The sequence below is a fragment of the Micromonospora sp. NPDC053740 genome (assembly GCF_040677775.1).
Lineage (GTDB): Bacteria > Actinomycetota > Actinomycetes > Mycobacteriales > Micromonosporaceae > Micromonospora > Micromonospora alfalfae.
The window spans coordinates 201,209-215,705 of record NZ_JBFASO010000006.1 but is presented as its reverse complement, the minus strand read 5'-3'; the positions used below and the strand labels follow the sequence as shown (position 1 = coordinate 215,705).

Sequence of the window (14,497 nt, the reverse complement as noted above, 5' to 3'; positions counted from 1 at the left end):
CCGGGGGGTACGGCGGTCTGGCGTTTGGGCCTTCTTTTCAGGAAGTCGGCCTGTCGCCGGGCCTCGGATACCGCGACTTCAAGGAACGCGAGTGGATCAACTCGATTCCGCCTGAGAGGGCCCCACACCGCTCCCCCACGGCCGAAGGCAGGCCAGGGCCACGCGGCCGGTTCAAGTGCCCGCGCCCGGGTAGCAGTCTTCCGAGACGGCAGTGAGAAGGGATGAGGGACATGAAGGCGCTCACCTGGCAGGGCAAGCGAGACGTACGGGTCGAGGAGGTCCCGGACCCTCGGATCGAGGAACCGACCGATGCGATCGTGAAGATCACCTCCACCGCGATCTGCGGTTCCGACCTGCACCTGTACGAGGTGCTCGGGCCGTTCCTGAAGCCCGGCGACATCCTGGGCCACGAGCCGATGGGCATCGTCGAGGAGGTCGGGTCGGAGGTGACCGGGCTCAAGCCGGGCGATCGGGTGGTGGTGCCGTTCAACATCGCCTGCGGCAGTTGCTGGATGTGTTCACGCCAGCTCTACGCGCAGTGCGAGACCACCCAGGTCACCAGCGAGGGCAAGGGCGCGTCCCTGTTCGGCTACACCTCGCTCTACGGTTCGGTGCCGGGCGGGCAGGCCGAGTACCTGCGCGTCCCGCAGGCCCACTTCGGGCCGATCAAGATCCCGCAGACCGGCGCGGACGAGCGCTACCTCTACCTGTCCGACATTCTGCCCACCGCCTGGCAGGCGGTGAAGTACGCGGACACCCCACAGGGCGGCACCCTGGCCGTCTTCGGCCTGGGCCCGGTCGGGCAGTTCTGCGCGCGGATCGGCCGCCACCTCGGCGCGGGCCGGGTGATCGGGCTGGACCTGGTGCCCGAGCGGTTGGAGCTGGCCCGCCGGCACGGCATCGAGGTGCTCGACGTCAGCCAACTGTCCGACGTGCCGGGCGCGTTGATCGATCTGGTCGACGGTCGCGGCCCGGACGCCGTGATCGACGCGGTCGGGATGGAGGCGCACGGTTCGCCGGTCGGCAAGTTCGCCCACGCCGCTGTCGGGCTGCTGCCGGACAAGCTGGCCCAGACGGTGACCGACCGGGCCGCCATGGACCGGCTCTCAGTCCTGCACGCCGCGGTCAAGGGGGTTCGCCGCGGGGGCACCGTGTCGGTCTCCGGGGTGTACGGCGGCGAGGCGGACCCGATGCCGCTGATGGAGATGTTCGACCGCGGCATCCAGCTGCGGATGGGGCAGTGTCACGTACGCCGGTGGACCGACGAGATCATGCCGCTGCTCTCCGGCGACGACGACCCGCTGGGCGTGGAGGACCTGCGTACCCACCGGTTGCCGCTGGCCCGGGCGCCGCAGGCGTACGAGATGTTCCAGAAGAAGGAGGACGGCTGCATCAAGGTAGTGCTCGAACCATGAGTGCGAGGAGCGGGCCGGGGTTGCGGGCCCCGCACTCACGAAGGCAGCCGGTGCCGTGAGCCGGGCGGTCGTGATCGTTGGCGCGAGCAGCGGGATCGGCCGGGCGACGGCCCGGGCCTTCGCCGAGCGCGGCGACCGCCTGGTCCTCGCCGCTCGCGCCACCACGACCCTGGCCGAGGTACGCGCGGAGTGCGCCGACGTCGACGTGCTGACAGTGCCGACCGACGTGACCGAGCCGGGCGCGCTGGACGCGCTCGCACACGCCGCGATCGACCGCTTCGGCCGCGTCGACGTGTGGGTGCACACGGCGGCGGTGATGGCCTACGGTCGCTTCGACGAGCTGCCGGAACAGGTCTTCGACCAGGTGGTACGGACCGATCTGCTCGGCGCCGCCGGTTCGGTGCGGGTGGCGCTGCGGCACTTTCGGGCCACCGGGGCGGGCACGCTGATCCTCACCGGTTCGGTGCTCGGGCACATCACCGCCCCGTACATGAGCGCGTACGTGGCGAGCAAGTGGGGGTTGCAGGGGCTCGCCCGAACCGTGCAGCAGGAGTTGCGCGACAGCCCGAAGATCCGGCTGTGTCTGGTCAACCCGGGCAGCGTGGACACACCCGTGTACCAGCAGGCGGCCAACTATCTGGGCCGGATCGGGCGACCTCCGCCACCGGTCGCCGGCCCGCAGCGGGTGGCAAGGGCCATAGTGGACTGTGTGGACCGACCCCGCCGGGAGGTGTCGGTGGGCCGACTCAATGTGGTGCTGCGGGCCGGCTTCACCGTCCTGCCGGGGGTCTACGACGTCCTCGTCGGGCCGTTGATGCGGGCCGCCGGCCTGAGTGGACGGTCGGTCGCCGCGCATGACGGCTCGGTCTTCGCTCCGAACCCGGCCGGCGAGGCGGTCCGCGGCGGCCACCTGCCCGACCTGCGGCAACTCGTGTCCGGGCCGGTGGGTGCGGTGGGCAACGCGCTGCGCCGACGGTTCGGTTGACCTGTTCGGGACTGTTCGGGACATATTCGGGGGCATCGTGCATCGATCAACTCGCCTAGGGTGGTGGGCCAGCAAGCGCTATGGCACACCACGATCGGGGAGACGATTGACAATGCGACTGAACCGCAGAACCGCGCTCGGGTTGGGCACTGTGGCCACCGCCGGCACGGTGCTGGGCGCCGCCGCCCCGGCGAGTGCCGCCGAGACCACCGAGGCGTCGCCGACCACCCCCGCACGGGCCGCCCGTCGGGTCTCCTCCATCTTCACCAAGCACAGCGCCGAGGCCGGCGGCAACTGGCAGGCGTACGTCAGCGTCGCCGACCCGGCCGGCGCGCCGGTGGTAGCGGTGGAGGCTGACGCGGACCGGCGGATCGAGGCGTACAGCGTCAACAAGATCGCCGTCGCCACGGCGGTGCTCGACAAGGTCGACCGAGGGCTGCTCACCCTGGACCAGCAGGTCGAGGTGAGCGCCGCGATCGTCGTACCGGGCGGTGACGGCATCTTCAGCCTGGACGGCGCGTACCCGAGTCTGGTGACCATCGGGCATGTGCTGGCCAACCTGCTGACCGTCTCGGACGACACGGCGGTGCGGCTGTGCGGGCTGGTCGCCCCGGCGGCCGAGATCAACTCCATCCTGGTCGCCAAGGGCTTCCCGAACACCCAGGTCCAGCCGGTGGCCAACCCGAACCGGTTCTTCCTCGGCACCAGCACCCCCCGGGAGACGCACGACCTGCTGCGCGCCCTGGTCGCCGGCACGCTGCTCTCCCCCGCCTCGACGACGTACCTGTTGGGCATCCTGCGCTCCCCGGTGGCGTTCACCGACGGCATCCGGCGCACCATGTCCTCCGACGAGCGGGCCCGGATCGCCACCAAGGCCGGCTGGTTCGCCGACGCCCGGCACGAGGCCGGCGTGATCTTCGACCGCTCCGGCGCGGCGGTGCTCACCTATGCCCTCTTCGCCGACGGGCAGGCCAACCCGGAGGACTTCGGCGCGACCCACCCGGCCGTGCAGGCCCGGGCCGCCATGGGCCCGAAGTTCCTGGCCGCCGTGGACCGGATCGCGGGCGTCGGCAGGACGTTCCGGATCACCGCCCGACGCCCCAGCAACGGCGGCTAGGGCGTGTTTCGGAAGTGTCGGTCGAGCCGAGCCGGAGTCCAGGCGTCGCCCGGCGACAACGCCGCCGGGCGACGGCTGGGCTCGGCGCAGGCCGGCCAGCACTTCCGACACACGCCCTAGGGCACGCTCTGAGCTCGTCCCGGGTCGGTCGCCGCTTGCCGGCGACCGACCCGGCGTGGCGACCACCGAGGCACGGGTCGGTCCGGGTGACTACCGTGTAGGGCGGACACGTCGGAGGGACGGCAATGGCACGAGCGCAGAACACGGACGTCGAACGGTCGCTCGGGCGGCGGATGCGGGGCGCCGCCGGCCTGGCAGCGCTGGCCGGCCTGGCCTGGGTCGCCCGGGATGTGCCGGCGGCGCTGGGTGGCCGGCTCAGCGGTGCGCGGGCCGAGCGGGCGGCCCGCTCGCCGCAGTTCCGCGAGGGCACCTTCCACAACCGGGCCGGCACCCGAACGATGATCGCCGAGCCGGGGCGCAACCTGGTCCGCGAGCTGATCTTCGGCAAGCAGAAGCGGCGTCCGACGGTAGCCGTGCCACTGCTGCGCCCCAGCGTCGGCGCGCCGACGGCCGCCGACACCGCCGACGAGCTCAACATCGTCTGGTACGGCCACGCCTCGACCCTGATCGAGATCGAGGGCCGCCGGGTGCTGCTCGACCCGGTGTGGAGCGAGCGGTGCTCCCCGTCGGGCCTGGTCGGCCCGCGCCGGCTGCACGAGCCACCGGTCGGCATCGACGAGCTGCCCCCGCTGGACGCCATCCTGATCTCGCACGACCACTACGACCACCTCGACATGGCAACCGTGCGAGCGCTGCTCGCCGGGCAGTCAGCGCCGTTCCTGGTGCCGCTCGGCGTGGGCGCGCACCTGGACCGCTGGGGCGTCCCCGCCGAACGGATCATCGAGCTGGACTGGTCCGAGTCGCACCGGGTCGCCGGCCTGGAGATCACCGCCACCGCCGCCCAGCACTTCTCCGGACGCGGGCTGCGCCGTGACGGCACGCTCTGGAGCTCGTGGGTGGTGGCCGGGGCCCGCCGCAAGGTCTTCTACACCGGCGACTCCGGCTACTTCGACGGGTACGCCGAGATCGGCGCCGAGCACGGGCCGTTCGACGTGACGCTGATGCAGATCGGCGCGTACGACCGGGCCTGGCCGACGATCCACATGTTCCCCGAGGAGGCGGTCGACGCCCACCTCGACCTGCGCGGCGGGCTGTTCGTGCCGGTGCACTGGGCGACGTTCAACCTGGCCCTGCACGACTGGTCCGAGCCGGTCGACCGGCTGTGGGCCGAGGCGAAGGCCCGCGACGTGCGGCTCGCCGTGCCCCGGCCGGGCGAGCGGGTGGTGGTCGACGAGCCGCCCGCCGTCGACGGCTGGTGGCAGGCCGTGGCCTGAGTCAGGCCGAGCAAGCCGTGTGCCTGAGCAGGCCGTCGCCTGAGTCAGGCCGAGCAGGCCGTCGCCCGACGTCGGGCCGTCGCGGCCTGACGTCGGGTCAGAGCACGAACGCGTCGGTCCAGAGCGCGCCGGACCGGCCGGAGAGCGCGTCCAGCATGGCCACCGCCTGACCGTCGGTGAGCTGCGCGACGAAGTCCACGATGGCTCGCCCCCGGGCACGCCCGATCCGGTCCGGCGTACGCGGGTGCAGCTCCGCCTCGGCCAACTCGACCAGGTCGTGCAGCCGCCGGGGCAGCCGGGACTCCTCCTCCGGGTCGAGCAGCCACTCCCAGAGCGCCTCGACCAGGGTGCCCAGCAGCCGGGCCTGGCCGCGCTGGTGCAGGGCGAGGTCCGGGCGGGCCAGCACGAACCGGTGGTGGACGAACTTGAGCACCTGCACCTCGTGCCACTGGGCGCAGCCCAGCAGCACGTGCCCGGAGCGCACCGACGGCTGTTCGGTGACAGTGATCGCCTCGACGAAGCGGGTGGACCAGCGGGCGGAGAACCGGGCCACGTACTGCTCGGCCTCGATCGAGCCGTCGAACGGCATCGCGAGCAGCCCGTCCACCAACTCCTCGCGGACGTGTTCGACGGCGGCGGCGAACGCGTCGTCGTCCGCGATCCAGGCGTCCTTGCGGTGCAGTTGCCGGCGTAGCCGCTCGATCGCCGCCCCGGGTCGCCGCGCCGCGGTGACCAGCGCCGCGTCGGTGATCGCCCGCAACTGCCCGCTCTCGCGCTGCCAGGCCATCAACTCGGCGGAGACCGAACCCTGCTGGAGCACCCCGACCCGGTAGAAGTCCTCCACGTCGTGGATGGCGTACGCGATGTCGTCGGCGGTGTCCATCACGGACGCCTCCACTGTCTGCTGCCAGTCCGGGATGCGACCGGCGAACGGCGCGCGGGCCTGCCGCAGGTCGTCCAGCTCGGTGCGGTACGCGCCGAACTTCGAGGAGCCGCTCTCCGGGTCGTCCGGCGGCGGGGTGGCGCCGCGCGGCGGCGGATCCATGGTGCGGGGGTGCGGGTCGGGGTGGTCCAGGCGAGTCCACGGGTACTTCAGCATTGCCGCGCGGACCGCAGCGGTCAGGTCCAGCCCGGTGGTGGCCGCGCCGCGGATCTCGGTACTGGTGACGATCCGGTACGACTGCGCGTTGCCCTCGAAACCGTCGGAGAGACCCAGGCGCTGGCGGGCCAGCCGGTCCAGCACCCGCTCCCCCAGGTGCCCGAACGGTGGGTGCCCGAGGTCGTGGGCGAGCGCCGCCGCCTCCACCACGTCGGGGTCGCAACCGCCGAGCTTGTCCAGCAGGTCACGCCACCGCTCATCGGCGGTCAACCGCTCGGCGACCGCGCGGGCCACCTGGGCGACCTTGAGGCTGTGGGTGAGCCGGTTGTGCACCAGCAGCCCGGAGCCGACCGGGCTGATCACCTGGGTGACACCACCGAGGCGGGCGAAGAACGGCGAGCCGACGATCCGGTCCCGGTCGGCACGGAACGGGTTGGCCGTGAGGTCGCCGAGGGCCCGGGCGCTGCCGCCGAAGAGCCGCCGGGCGCGCGGCTCCGCAGCAGATTCCATGATCGCCACGCTAGCGCAGGCCCGACGGGACCGCCGCCGGTCACCCCCGGCCGGACGCGGCGGTTCGGCCCTCCGCCCCGGCCGGGCGCGGCGACAGCGCTGGGGGCCGCCCGGCAGAATGCAGGCGGTACCCGCTCTTTGAAGGCGGATCGAGTTGAAGGCGGATCGAGATCGTGACCCAGTCTGTTCATCAGCGGATCGCCGACGAGCTCGGCGTGGCCGAGCGTCAGGTGCGGGCGGCCGTGGAGCTGCTCGACGGCGGCGCCACAGTGCCGTTCATCGCCCGCTACCGCAAGGAGGCCACCGGCCTGCTCGACGACACCCAGCTGCGCACCCTGGAGGAGCGGCTGCGTTACCTGCGCGAGCTGGACGAGCGCCGGGCCGCGGTACTGGAGTCGATCCGCGGCCAGGGCAAGTTGGACGAGGCCCTCGAAGCGCAGATCATGGCCGCCGACTCGAAGTCCCGGCTGGAGGACATCTACCTCCCCTACAAGCCGAAGCGACGGACCCGGGCGCAGATCGCCCGCGAGGCCGGGTTGGCCCCGTTGGCCGAGACGCTGCTGGCCGACCCCGGTCAGGACCCGCGCACCACCGCCGCCGGGTTCGTCGATGAGGAGAAGGGCATCGCCGACGCCGCCGCCGCGCTGGAGGGCGCGCGGGCCATCCTCATCGAGACCTTCGCCGAGGACGCCGACCTGATCGGCACGCTGCGCGAGCAGATGTGGTCGCGGGGCCGGCTGGTTTCCCGGGTACGCGAGGGTCAGGAGACGGCCGGCGCGAAGTTCGCCGACTACTTCGACTTCTCCGAGCCGTACCCGAAGCTGCCCTCGCACCGGATCCTGGCGATGTTCCGGGGCGAGAAGGAGGGCGTGCTCGACCTGACCATGGAGTCGGAGGAGGCTGGTGAGGCGGACGCCGTACCGACCGGCCCGACCCGGTACGAGGCGGCCATCGCCGGCCGGTTCGGGGTGTCCGACGCGGGCCGCCCGGCCGACCGGTGGCTGACCGACACGGTCCGCTGGGCGTGGCGTACCCGGATCCTCATCCACCTCGGCGCGGACCTGCGGATGCGGTTGTGGCAGGCGGCCGAGGAGGAGGCCGTTCGGGTCTTCGCCACCAACCTGCGGGACCTGCTGCTCGCCGCGCCGGCCGGCACCCGGCCCACAATGGGTCTGGACCCGGGCCTGCGGACCGGCGTGAAGGTGGCGGTGGTGGACGCCACCGGCAAGGTGGTCGCCACCGACACGATCTATCCGCACGAGCCGCGCCGGCAGTGGGACGCGTCGGTGGAGACCCTCGCCCGGCTGGCCGGGGCGCACGGGGTGGAGCTGATCGCCATCGGCAACGGCACCGCCTCCCGCGAGACCGACAAGCTCGCCGGTGACCTGATCGCCCGGCACCCGCAGCTCAACCTGACCAAGGTGATGGTCTCCGAGGCCGGCGCGTCGGTCTACTCCGCCTCCGCGTACGCCTCGCAGGAGCTGCCCGGGATGGACGTGTCGCTGCGCGGCGCGGTCTCCATCGCCCGCCGCCTCCAGGACCCCCTCGCGGAGCTGGTCAAGATCGACCCGCGCTCGATCGGCGTCGGCCAGTACCAGCACGACCTGTCCGAGGTGAAGCTGTCCCGGTCGCTGGACGCGGTGGTGGAGGACTGCGTGAACGCGGTCGGCGTGGACGTCAACACCGCCTCCGCGCCGCTGCTGACCCGGGTCTCCGGGATCGGCGCCGGCCTGGCCGAGAACATCGTGCTGCACCGGGACGCCAACGGGCCGTTCCGGACGCGTACCGAGCTGAAGAAGGTGGCCCGGCTCGGGCCGAAGGCGTTCGAGCAGTGCGCCGGCTTCCTGCGCATCCCCGGCGGCGACGACCCGTTGGACTCCTCCAGCGTGCACCCCGAGGCGTACCCGGTGGTGCGCCGCATCCTCTCCACCACCGGGCAGGACCTGCGCTCGGTGATCGGCAAGAGCGGCATCCTGCGCGGGCTGCGGGCCACCGACTACGTCGACGACCGGTTCGGCCTCCCCACCGTCACCGACATCCTCGCCGAGTTGGAGAAGCCGGGCCGCGATCCCCGCCCGGAGTTCCGCACCGCCACCTTCGTCGAAGGGGTGGAGAAGATCAGCGACCTGAACCCGGGCATGGTGCTGGAGGGCGTGGTCACCAACGTGGCCGCGTTCGGCGCGTTCGTCGACGTCGGGGTGCACCAGGACGGTCTCGTGCACGTGTCGGCGCTGTCCCGGACCTTCGTGAAGGACCCCCGCGACGTGGTGAAGTCCGGTGACGTGGTCAAGGTCCGGGTGCTCGACGTGGACGTACCCCGTAAGCGCATCTCGCTGACCCTGCGCCTCGACGACGAGCCCGCCGCCGGTGGTGGTGGTCGGACGAGCCAGGAGGGGCGTGGTGGCCCGGCGCAGCGCGCGCCGCAGGGCGGTCGCGGCGGCGGGCAGGGCACGTCCGGTGGCCCGCAGGGCGGTCGTGGCGGCGGGCAGCAGGGCGGTCGCGGCGGCGGGCAGCAGGGCGGTCGTGGCGGCGGGCAGCAGGGCGGTCGTGGCGGCGGGCAGGGCGGTCGTGGCGGGCAGCAGCGGCAGGGTGCGCCGGCGCCGGCCAATGACGCGATGGCGGAAGCCCTGCGCCGCGCCGGACTGGCCTGACCCCGTCAGCGAGGCGCCCGCCACCGGAACGCCAGCCACAGCAGATCTTGGACAGTTTCCGTTCAGACGGAACGGAAACTGTCCAAGATCTGGAGTCATCGAGGCGAACCCCGGCCGGGACGGCCGCACGGGCCGCAGCCCGCAGACGGCCTGGGACGGCCGCACGGGCCGCGACCGGCGGGGCGGCGCGGCGGCGGCGGGGCGGCGGGGCGGCGGCGGCGGGGCGGCGGCGGGGCGGCGGCGGGGCGGCGGCGGGGCGGCGGCGGGGCGGCGGCGGCGGCGGGAAATTTGATCGCGTGGTCGCGAGGGTCGGGGTGATGATCTCGCGGTGAAGATGCACGCCGATCAGGTGGACGTGAGCGTGGACGTGGTTTCCGCGCTGGTGGCCGAACAGTTTCCGCAGTGGCGGGGCCGGCCGGTCCGGCCGCTCCCCTCGACCGGCACCGTGAACGCCCTGTTCCGGCTCGGCCCGGACATCGTGCTGCGGTTTCCGCTGCTCCCCTCGACCGGCCCCGAGCTGCGCGCCGAGCTGCGGCGCGAGCAGGAGTACGCCGTGCTGCTCGGCGCGCACCTGCCCGTCGCGGTGCCCGAACCCCTCGGCCTCGGCGAGGGGGGCGACGGGTATCCGGGGCCGTGGACGGCGTACCAGTTCATTGCTGGCGAGACGGCCCAGCCCGACCGGATCGGCGACCTCGACGTCTTCGCCGGTGACCTGGCCGAGGTGGTGACGGCCCTGCGCGGCATCGACACCGGCGGGCGGGTCTGGTCCGGGACCGGGCGCGGCGGGCGACTGGCCGCCGGGGACACCGACGTCCGGGCGGCACTCGCGGTCAGCGGCGCGCTCACCGACACCCCCGCGCTCACCGGGGTGTGGGAGAGGTGCCGGGACGCGCCCCGGGACGACCCGGCCGACCTGTGGATCCACGGTGACCTGATGCCGGGAAACCTGCTGGTCCGCGACGGCCGGCTGGCCGCCGTCATCGATCTGGGCTCGGTGGGCGTGGGGGACCCGGCGGTGGACCTGATGCCGGCGTGGAACCTGTTCGACGTGGCTTCCCGGGAGACGTACCGGCGGGCGTTGGGCGTGGACGACGCGACCTGGGAGCGGGGTCGCGGCTGGGCCCTGGAGCAGGCGATCAACGCGCTGCCGTACTACGTGGAGACCAACCCGGTGATGGCCGGCATCGCCCGGCACACCCTGCGGGCCGTGCTCGACTGAGTCGGCTCGCGTACCGTCGGCGTCGTGAGTGAGCCGGACGGCCGGACGTGGCGGGATCAGCAGCGGCACGCGGTGCGGGCGCACGCCGATGCGGACGCTCGGCGGCGGGCCGCCGAGCACGCGGAGGCGGCGGAGCTGGTGGCCTGGTTCGTGGCCGAGGCGACCCGGCGAGGGCTGCCCACCACCCGGCTGGTCGCCCGGGGTTACGACGGGCGTGGGCGCTACCGGACCGGGCTGACCGGCTGGTACGTCGACCGGGCCGAAACCCGGGCGGTGGACGTGGACGGCCGGTTCCACCTGCTGACCGTGCCCGGCGGTCTGCGGGCTCGGCTGTTCGGCGTCGACCCGCAGCCCAGCCCGGCGCCGTTGGTCGTCGGAGCGGGTGGCCGCGACGGTGAGTCGGTTCCGCTGCGGACGCTGCTCAACCGGCTGCTGGGCGACGGGTCCGGCGGGCCAGGCTCCACCACCAGGCCTGCTGCACCACGAGGGTGAGCAGGCCGGCGAGGACGATCGCGGACAGGTTGATCACCAGTTGGAGGGCCGAGCCGCCCGCTTCGTCCCACACTCCGTAGGCGGCCGCTACCGCCACGTTCGCCGCCGCCGGAACCGTGGTGACCGAGATCAGCACGCCGACCAGGCTGCCGGACTTCTTCGACGTCAGCGAGAGCATGCCGGCGACGCCGGCGAGTAACCCGACCACCCAGGACAGCGCGTCCGGCCGCCAGATGAAGTCGGTGAGCGGACGTTCGGCGAGCAGCATCTCCCGACTGACCAGACCGACGGCGGTCAGCGCCCAGGTGCTCAGCACGGTCGCCACCATGGCCGCCAGGAAGCCGACCGCGAGTGCCTGCACCGAGCGGCCGACCACCCCGAGTTGGCGGCGCAACAGCGCCACGCACAGCGCGGCGAGAGGGCCGAACTCCGGGCCGACCACCATGGCCCCGACGATGAGGATCGGCTGGTCCAGCAGCACACCGATGCCGGCGATCATGGTGGCCACCACGATCAGCACGAGGTAGGTGCCGGACAGTTCGGTCTGCTCGCCGGTCTTCGCGGCGATCTCGTCCCAGACCACCGCGTCCGCGCCGCTGCCCGGCGCACTGTCCGCCGCCCGGTCGGCCGCCGCGGAGACGGTCAACTCGACGTCTTCGGCCGCGATGCCGCCAGTGGTGTCCACGCCGATCTGCTGCAACTGCCGCAGTACGCGGTCGGCGCTCTCCCTCACCACGTCACAGAGGATCAGGTCGCCCGGTGGCTGCCGGGCAGCACCGGGCAGCACGGCCAGGTGAGTTACCCCAGCCTCCTCGGCGAGCAGGTCGACGACCTCCGCCGACCGGTCCACCGGGGCGATAACCCTCAGGTGCAGCACGTCATCTCCCTCGCCCGACCGGCTAGTTCTTCCCTCGCCCGACCGGCCGCCGCGACTCTACCGCTCGGTCCATTGGCGGCAGGAGCTGCACAAGGTCACGGATCTGGCCGTGTCCGACTACGGGGTTTCGGGGTTGATCGGGGGAATGCGGACCGACCGTCGCTAATCAGCACCGACGTACGGTCTGTCCTGGTATGACGAATACATACCTTTTTTGGATCGCGTGGGAGGTCACAACGTGCCGGTGCCTGGTGGTCTCGTCGACGACCTGTCGCTGCCCCGGACCAGCCCGGAGCGGGGAAAACGAATCATCGACGTCGTCGTGGCGGCGGTCCTTCTCATCCTGGCGGCACCGGCGTTGATCGTGGTGACGGTGCTGGTAGCGGTGGGCCTCGGTCGCCCGGTGCTGTTCCGCCAGTGCCGCGCCGGCCTGCACGGCCAGCCCTTCGAGATGGTCAAGTTCCGCACCATGCGGCCACCCAACCTGAGCCTCGGCCTGCTCGGCGACGGGGACCGACTCACTCCGCTCGGACGCTGGCTGCGCGCCAGCAGCCTTGACGAACTGCCCACGCTCTGGAACGTGCTGCGTGGCGACATGAGCCTGGTCGGTCCACGGCCACTGCTGCCCGAATACCTCGGTCGCTACTCACCCCACCAGGCCCGACGGCACGAGGTGCGGCCCGGCATCACCGGGTTGGCCCAGGTGCGGGGACGCAACAGCCTCAGTTGGGAAGAGAAGCTGGACTTCGACGTGCGGTACGTGGACAGCCACAACATGAGAACCGATCTGTCGATTCTCGCCGCGACCGTGCGGACCGTGCTGCGTCGCGAGGGGATCTCCGCGGCAGGGTTCGTCACGGCTCCCGAGTTCACGGGTACGCCGCACTGGTCGCCGCCCCCACGCAGCAACTCGAACACCGCGACCACAGGCTCGGGTGGTGCCCGATGAGTGACACCGTGTACCTGTCCCCGCCGGACATCGGGCCGCTGGAGGAGTCGTACCTGGTCGCAGCCCTCCGCTCTGGGTGGGTTGCCCCCGTCGGCCCCGATCTCCAGGCGTTCGAACACGATGTCGCCGAGCGGGTGGGCACCGGAGGGGCCGTCGCCGTCAACTCCGGGACGGCCGCCCTGCACCTGGCGCTGCTCGGCGTCGGCGTCGGGCCCGGCGACGTGGTCATAGTGCCTACCCTGACCTTCATCGCCACCGCCAACGCGGTCCGCTACATCGGAGCCCGTCCGGTCTTCGTCGACTGTGATCCCCGCACCGGCAACGTGGACGTGGGCCTTGTCGACGACCTGGTGCGACGGCTGCGTTCCCGCGGTGAGCGGGTCGGCGCTGTCGTGCCTGTCGACATGTTCGGCAGCTGCGCCGACTACACCCGACTCGTCCCGCTCTGCGCCGAGGCCGGTATCCCGGTGGTCGAGGACGCCGCCGAGGCGCTCGGCTCGCACCATCGAGGCCGCTCGGCCGGGTCGTTCGGGCAGGTCGCGGCGCTCTCCTTCAACGGCAACAAGATCATGACCACTTCCGGCGGTGGGATGCTCGTCTCCGACGACGCGGCACTGCTCGCCAAGGCCCGCCACCTCGCCACGCAGGCGCGGGAACCGACGCCGCACTACGAGCACCGCGAGACCGGCTACAACTACCGGCTGAGCAACCTCCTGGCCGCGCTCGGCCGGGCCCAGTTGGTCCGGCTGGACGGGATGATCGCCCGCCGACGCCAGTTGCGTGACCAGTACGCCAAGGTGTTCGCACCGGTGCCCGGCGTCGAGCTGGTCGGCATCGACGACGTCGACTCGAACTGCTGGCTCACCGTCATCACGGTGGACGAGGAGCACTGTGGCTGGCGGGCCGCCGACCTGGCAGCCCACCTCGCCACCGGGAGCATCGAGACGCGGCCCGTCTGGAATCCGATGCACCGCCAGCCCGTCTTCGCCGGCGCCGAAAGTCTGCTCACCGGCGCCTCGGACCGACTCTTCACCAACGGGCTCGCCCTGCCCAGCGGCAGCGCCCTGACCGAGCGACAGGTCGGGCGGGTCTTCGAGGCGATCGACGAGTTCCTGACCAGCCACAGCAGGGTACGGGCGGCATGACGATTCCACTGGTGATCGTCGGCTGCGGTGGCCACGGCCGCGAGGCGCTGGGCATCGCCCGAGCGATGAACGCCGCTGCGGGCCGACCCCGATGGCACCTGGTCGGCTTCGTCGACGACCGCCCCAGCGAGGAAAACCTCAAACGGGTGCAGAAGCTGGACGTGCCGTACCTCGGCGGGCTGCCGTGGCTGCGCGACGCCCCTGCCGACACCCATCACGTCATCGGCATCGGGGACCCTCGGATCCGACGGGCCGTGGCCCAGCGCGTCGACGCCTACGCGACGCCGGCGACCAGCCTCATCCACCCGGCCGCGACGATCGGGCCGGACACGGAACACGGCCCCGGGTTCGTGGCGTTCGCCGGGGCCCGGGTCACCACGAACGTGACAATCGGCCGGCACGTGCACCTCAACCAGAACGTGACGGTCGGCCACGACACCGCTCTCGCCGACTTCGTCTCGGTGAACCCACTCGCTGCCGTCTCGGGCGACTGCCAGCTCGGCGAGGCAGTGCTGATCGGCACCACCGCCGCGGTGCTCCAGGGGCTGCGCGTCGGTAGCGACGCCACAGTCGGCGCGGGCGCCTGCGTGACCAGAGACGTTCCCGCCGATGCCGTGGTCAAGGGCGTACCGGCGCGCTGACCA

Annotated in this window: 12 protein-coding genes; 10 read left to right on the top strand and 2 right to left on the bottom strand. The window is 72.4% G+C overall.

Annotation, left to right across the window (positions count from 1 at the left end):
* The first annotated feature begins 230 nt into the window (after nucleotides 1-230).
* The 4 genes from AB0K35_RS18100 to AB0K35_RS18085 all read left to right on the top strand — a co-directional run bounded on the left by AB0K35_RS18100 (nucleotide 231) and on the right by AB0K35_RS18085 (nucleotide 4,911).
* Entirely contained in the window at nucleotides 231-1,415 is a 1,185-nt protein-coding gene (locus tag AB0K35_RS18100) for a zinc-dependent alcohol dehydrogenase (RefSeq protein ID WP_357283656.1), read from the top strand.
* A 55-nt stretch (nucleotides 1,416-1,470) separates the two neighbouring features.
* Nucleotides 1,471-2,400 carry an SDR family NAD(P)-dependent oxidoreductase gene (locus AB0K35_RS18095; RefSeq protein WP_363886380.1) on the top strand — a complete coding sequence of 310 codons (930 nt, stop codon included), beginning with the start codon at nucleotides 1,471-1,473 and terminating at the stop codon, nucleotides 2,398-2,400.
* A gap of 112 nt (nucleotides 2,401-2,512) precedes the next feature.
* Nucleotides 2,513-3,517 (top strand): serine hydrolase, encoded by a 1,005-nt coding sequence (locus AB0K35_RS18090; RefSeq protein ID WP_238672002.1) that lies wholly within the window; start codon nucleotides 2,513-2,515, stop codon nucleotides 3,515-3,517.
* Between the two features lie 245 nt (nucleotides 3,518-3,762).
* Entirely contained in the window at nucleotides 3,763-4,911 is a 1,149-nt protein-coding gene (locus AB0K35_RS18085) for an MBL fold metallo-hydrolase (RefSeq protein ID WP_363886377.1), read from the top strand.
* A gap of 97 nt (nucleotides 4,912-5,008) precedes the next feature.
* Here AB0K35_RS18085 and dgt read toward each other — a convergent pair whose 3' ends face one another.
* Entirely contained in the window at nucleotides 5,009-6,520 is a 1,512-nt protein-coding gene (gene dgt / locus AB0K35_RS18080) for a dGTP triphosphohydrolase (RefSeq protein ID WP_238672000.1), read from the bottom strand.
* A gap of 173 nt (nucleotides 6,521-6,693) precedes the next feature.
* Here dgt and AB0K35_RS18075 point away from each other — a divergent pair, with 173 nt between their 5' ends.
* From AB0K35_RS18075 to AB0K35_RS18065, 3 genes are all read left to right on the top strand, one after another.
* Complete coding sequence (locus tag AB0K35_RS18075; protein ID WP_363886374.1) at nucleotides 6,694-9,171, top strand: Tex family protein; 2,478 nt, start codon at nucleotides 6,694-6,696, stop codon at nucleotides 9,169-9,171.
* Nucleotides 9,172-9,505: 334 nt separating this feature from the next.
* Nucleotides 9,506-10,390, top strand: coding sequence for an aminoglycoside phosphotransferase family protein (locus AB0K35_RS18070; protein WP_363886574.1), 885 nt, complete (start codon nucleotides 9,506-9,508; stop codon nucleotides 10,388-10,390).
* A 24-nt stretch (nucleotides 10,391-10,414) separates the two neighbouring features.
* The gene (locus tag AB0K35_RS18065; RefSeq protein ID WP_363886371.1) at nucleotides 10,415-10,882 is read left to right on the top strand and encodes a hypothetical protein; all 468 of its coding nucleotides are present in this window, start codon (nucleotides 10,415-10,417) and stop codon (nucleotides 10,880-10,882) included.
* On the opposite strand, the gene AB0K35_RS18060 is transcribed toward AB0K35_RS18065, so the two are convergent.
* Nucleotides 10,812-11,759, bottom strand: coding sequence for a DUF389 domain-containing protein (locus AB0K35_RS18060; protein WP_363886368.1), 948 nt, complete (start codon nucleotides 11,757-11,759; stop codon nucleotides 10,812-10,814). The genes AB0K35_RS18065 and AB0K35_RS18060 overlap by 71 nt on opposite strands.
* Before the next feature lie 238 nt (nucleotides 11,760-11,997).
* On the opposite strand from AB0K35_RS18060, the gene AB0K35_RS18055 reads away from it, so the two are divergent.
* From AB0K35_RS18055 to AB0K35_RS18045, 3 genes are read left to right on the top strand one after another with little or no spacing between them, the layout of a single operon-like run.
* Entirely contained in the window at nucleotides 11,998-12,708 is a 711-nt protein-coding gene (locus tag AB0K35_RS18055) for a sugar transferase (RefSeq protein ID WP_363886366.1), read from the top strand.
* Nucleotides 12,705-13,853 (top strand): aminotransferase class I/II-fold pyridoxal phosphate-dependent enzyme, encoded by a 1,149-nt coding sequence (locus AB0K35_RS18050; protein ID WP_363886363.1) that lies wholly within the window; start codon nucleotides 12,705-12,707, stop codon nucleotides 13,851-13,853. Before AB0K35_RS18055 ends, AB0K35_RS18050 begins: the two co-directional genes overlap by 4 nt.
* Nucleotides 13,850-14,494 carry an acetyltransferase gene (locus AB0K35_RS18045; protein WP_238671676.1) on the top strand — a complete coding sequence of 215 codons (645 nt, stop codon included), beginning with the start codon at nucleotides 13,850-13,852 and terminating at the stop codon, nucleotides 14,492-14,494. Before AB0K35_RS18050 ends, AB0K35_RS18045 begins: the two co-directional genes overlap by 4 nt.
* Nucleotides 14,495-14,497 lie beyond the last annotated feature (3 nt).

Coding starts and splice junctions, on each gene's coding strand:
- AB0K35_RS18100 (WP_357283656.1), top strand. CDS start 231: ATGAAGGCGCTCACCTGGCAGGGCAAGCGAGACGTACGGGTCGAGGAG.
- AB0K35_RS18090 (WP_238672002.1), top strand. CDS start 2,513: ATGCGACTGAACCGCAGAACCGCGCTCGGGTTGGGCACTGTGGCCACC.
- AB0K35_RS18085 (WP_363886377.1), top strand. CDS start 3,763: ATGGCACGAGCGCAGAACACGGACGTCGAACGGTCGCTCGGGCGGCGG.
- dgt (WP_238672000.1), bottom strand. CDS start 6,520: ATGGAATCTGCTGCGGAGCCGCGCGCCCGGCGGCTCTTCGGCGGCAGC.
- AB0K35_RS18070 (WP_363886574.1), top strand. CDS start 9,506: ATGCACGCCGATCAGGTGGACGTGAGCGTGGACGTGGTTTCCGCGCTG.
- AB0K35_RS18050 (WP_363886363.1), top strand. CDS start 12,705: ATGAGTGACACCGTGTACCTGTCCCCGCCGGACATCGGGCCGCTGGAG.
- AB0K35_RS18045 (WP_238671676.1), top strand. CDS start 13,850: ATGACGATTCCACTGGTGATCGTCGGCTGCGGTGGCCACGGCCGCGAG.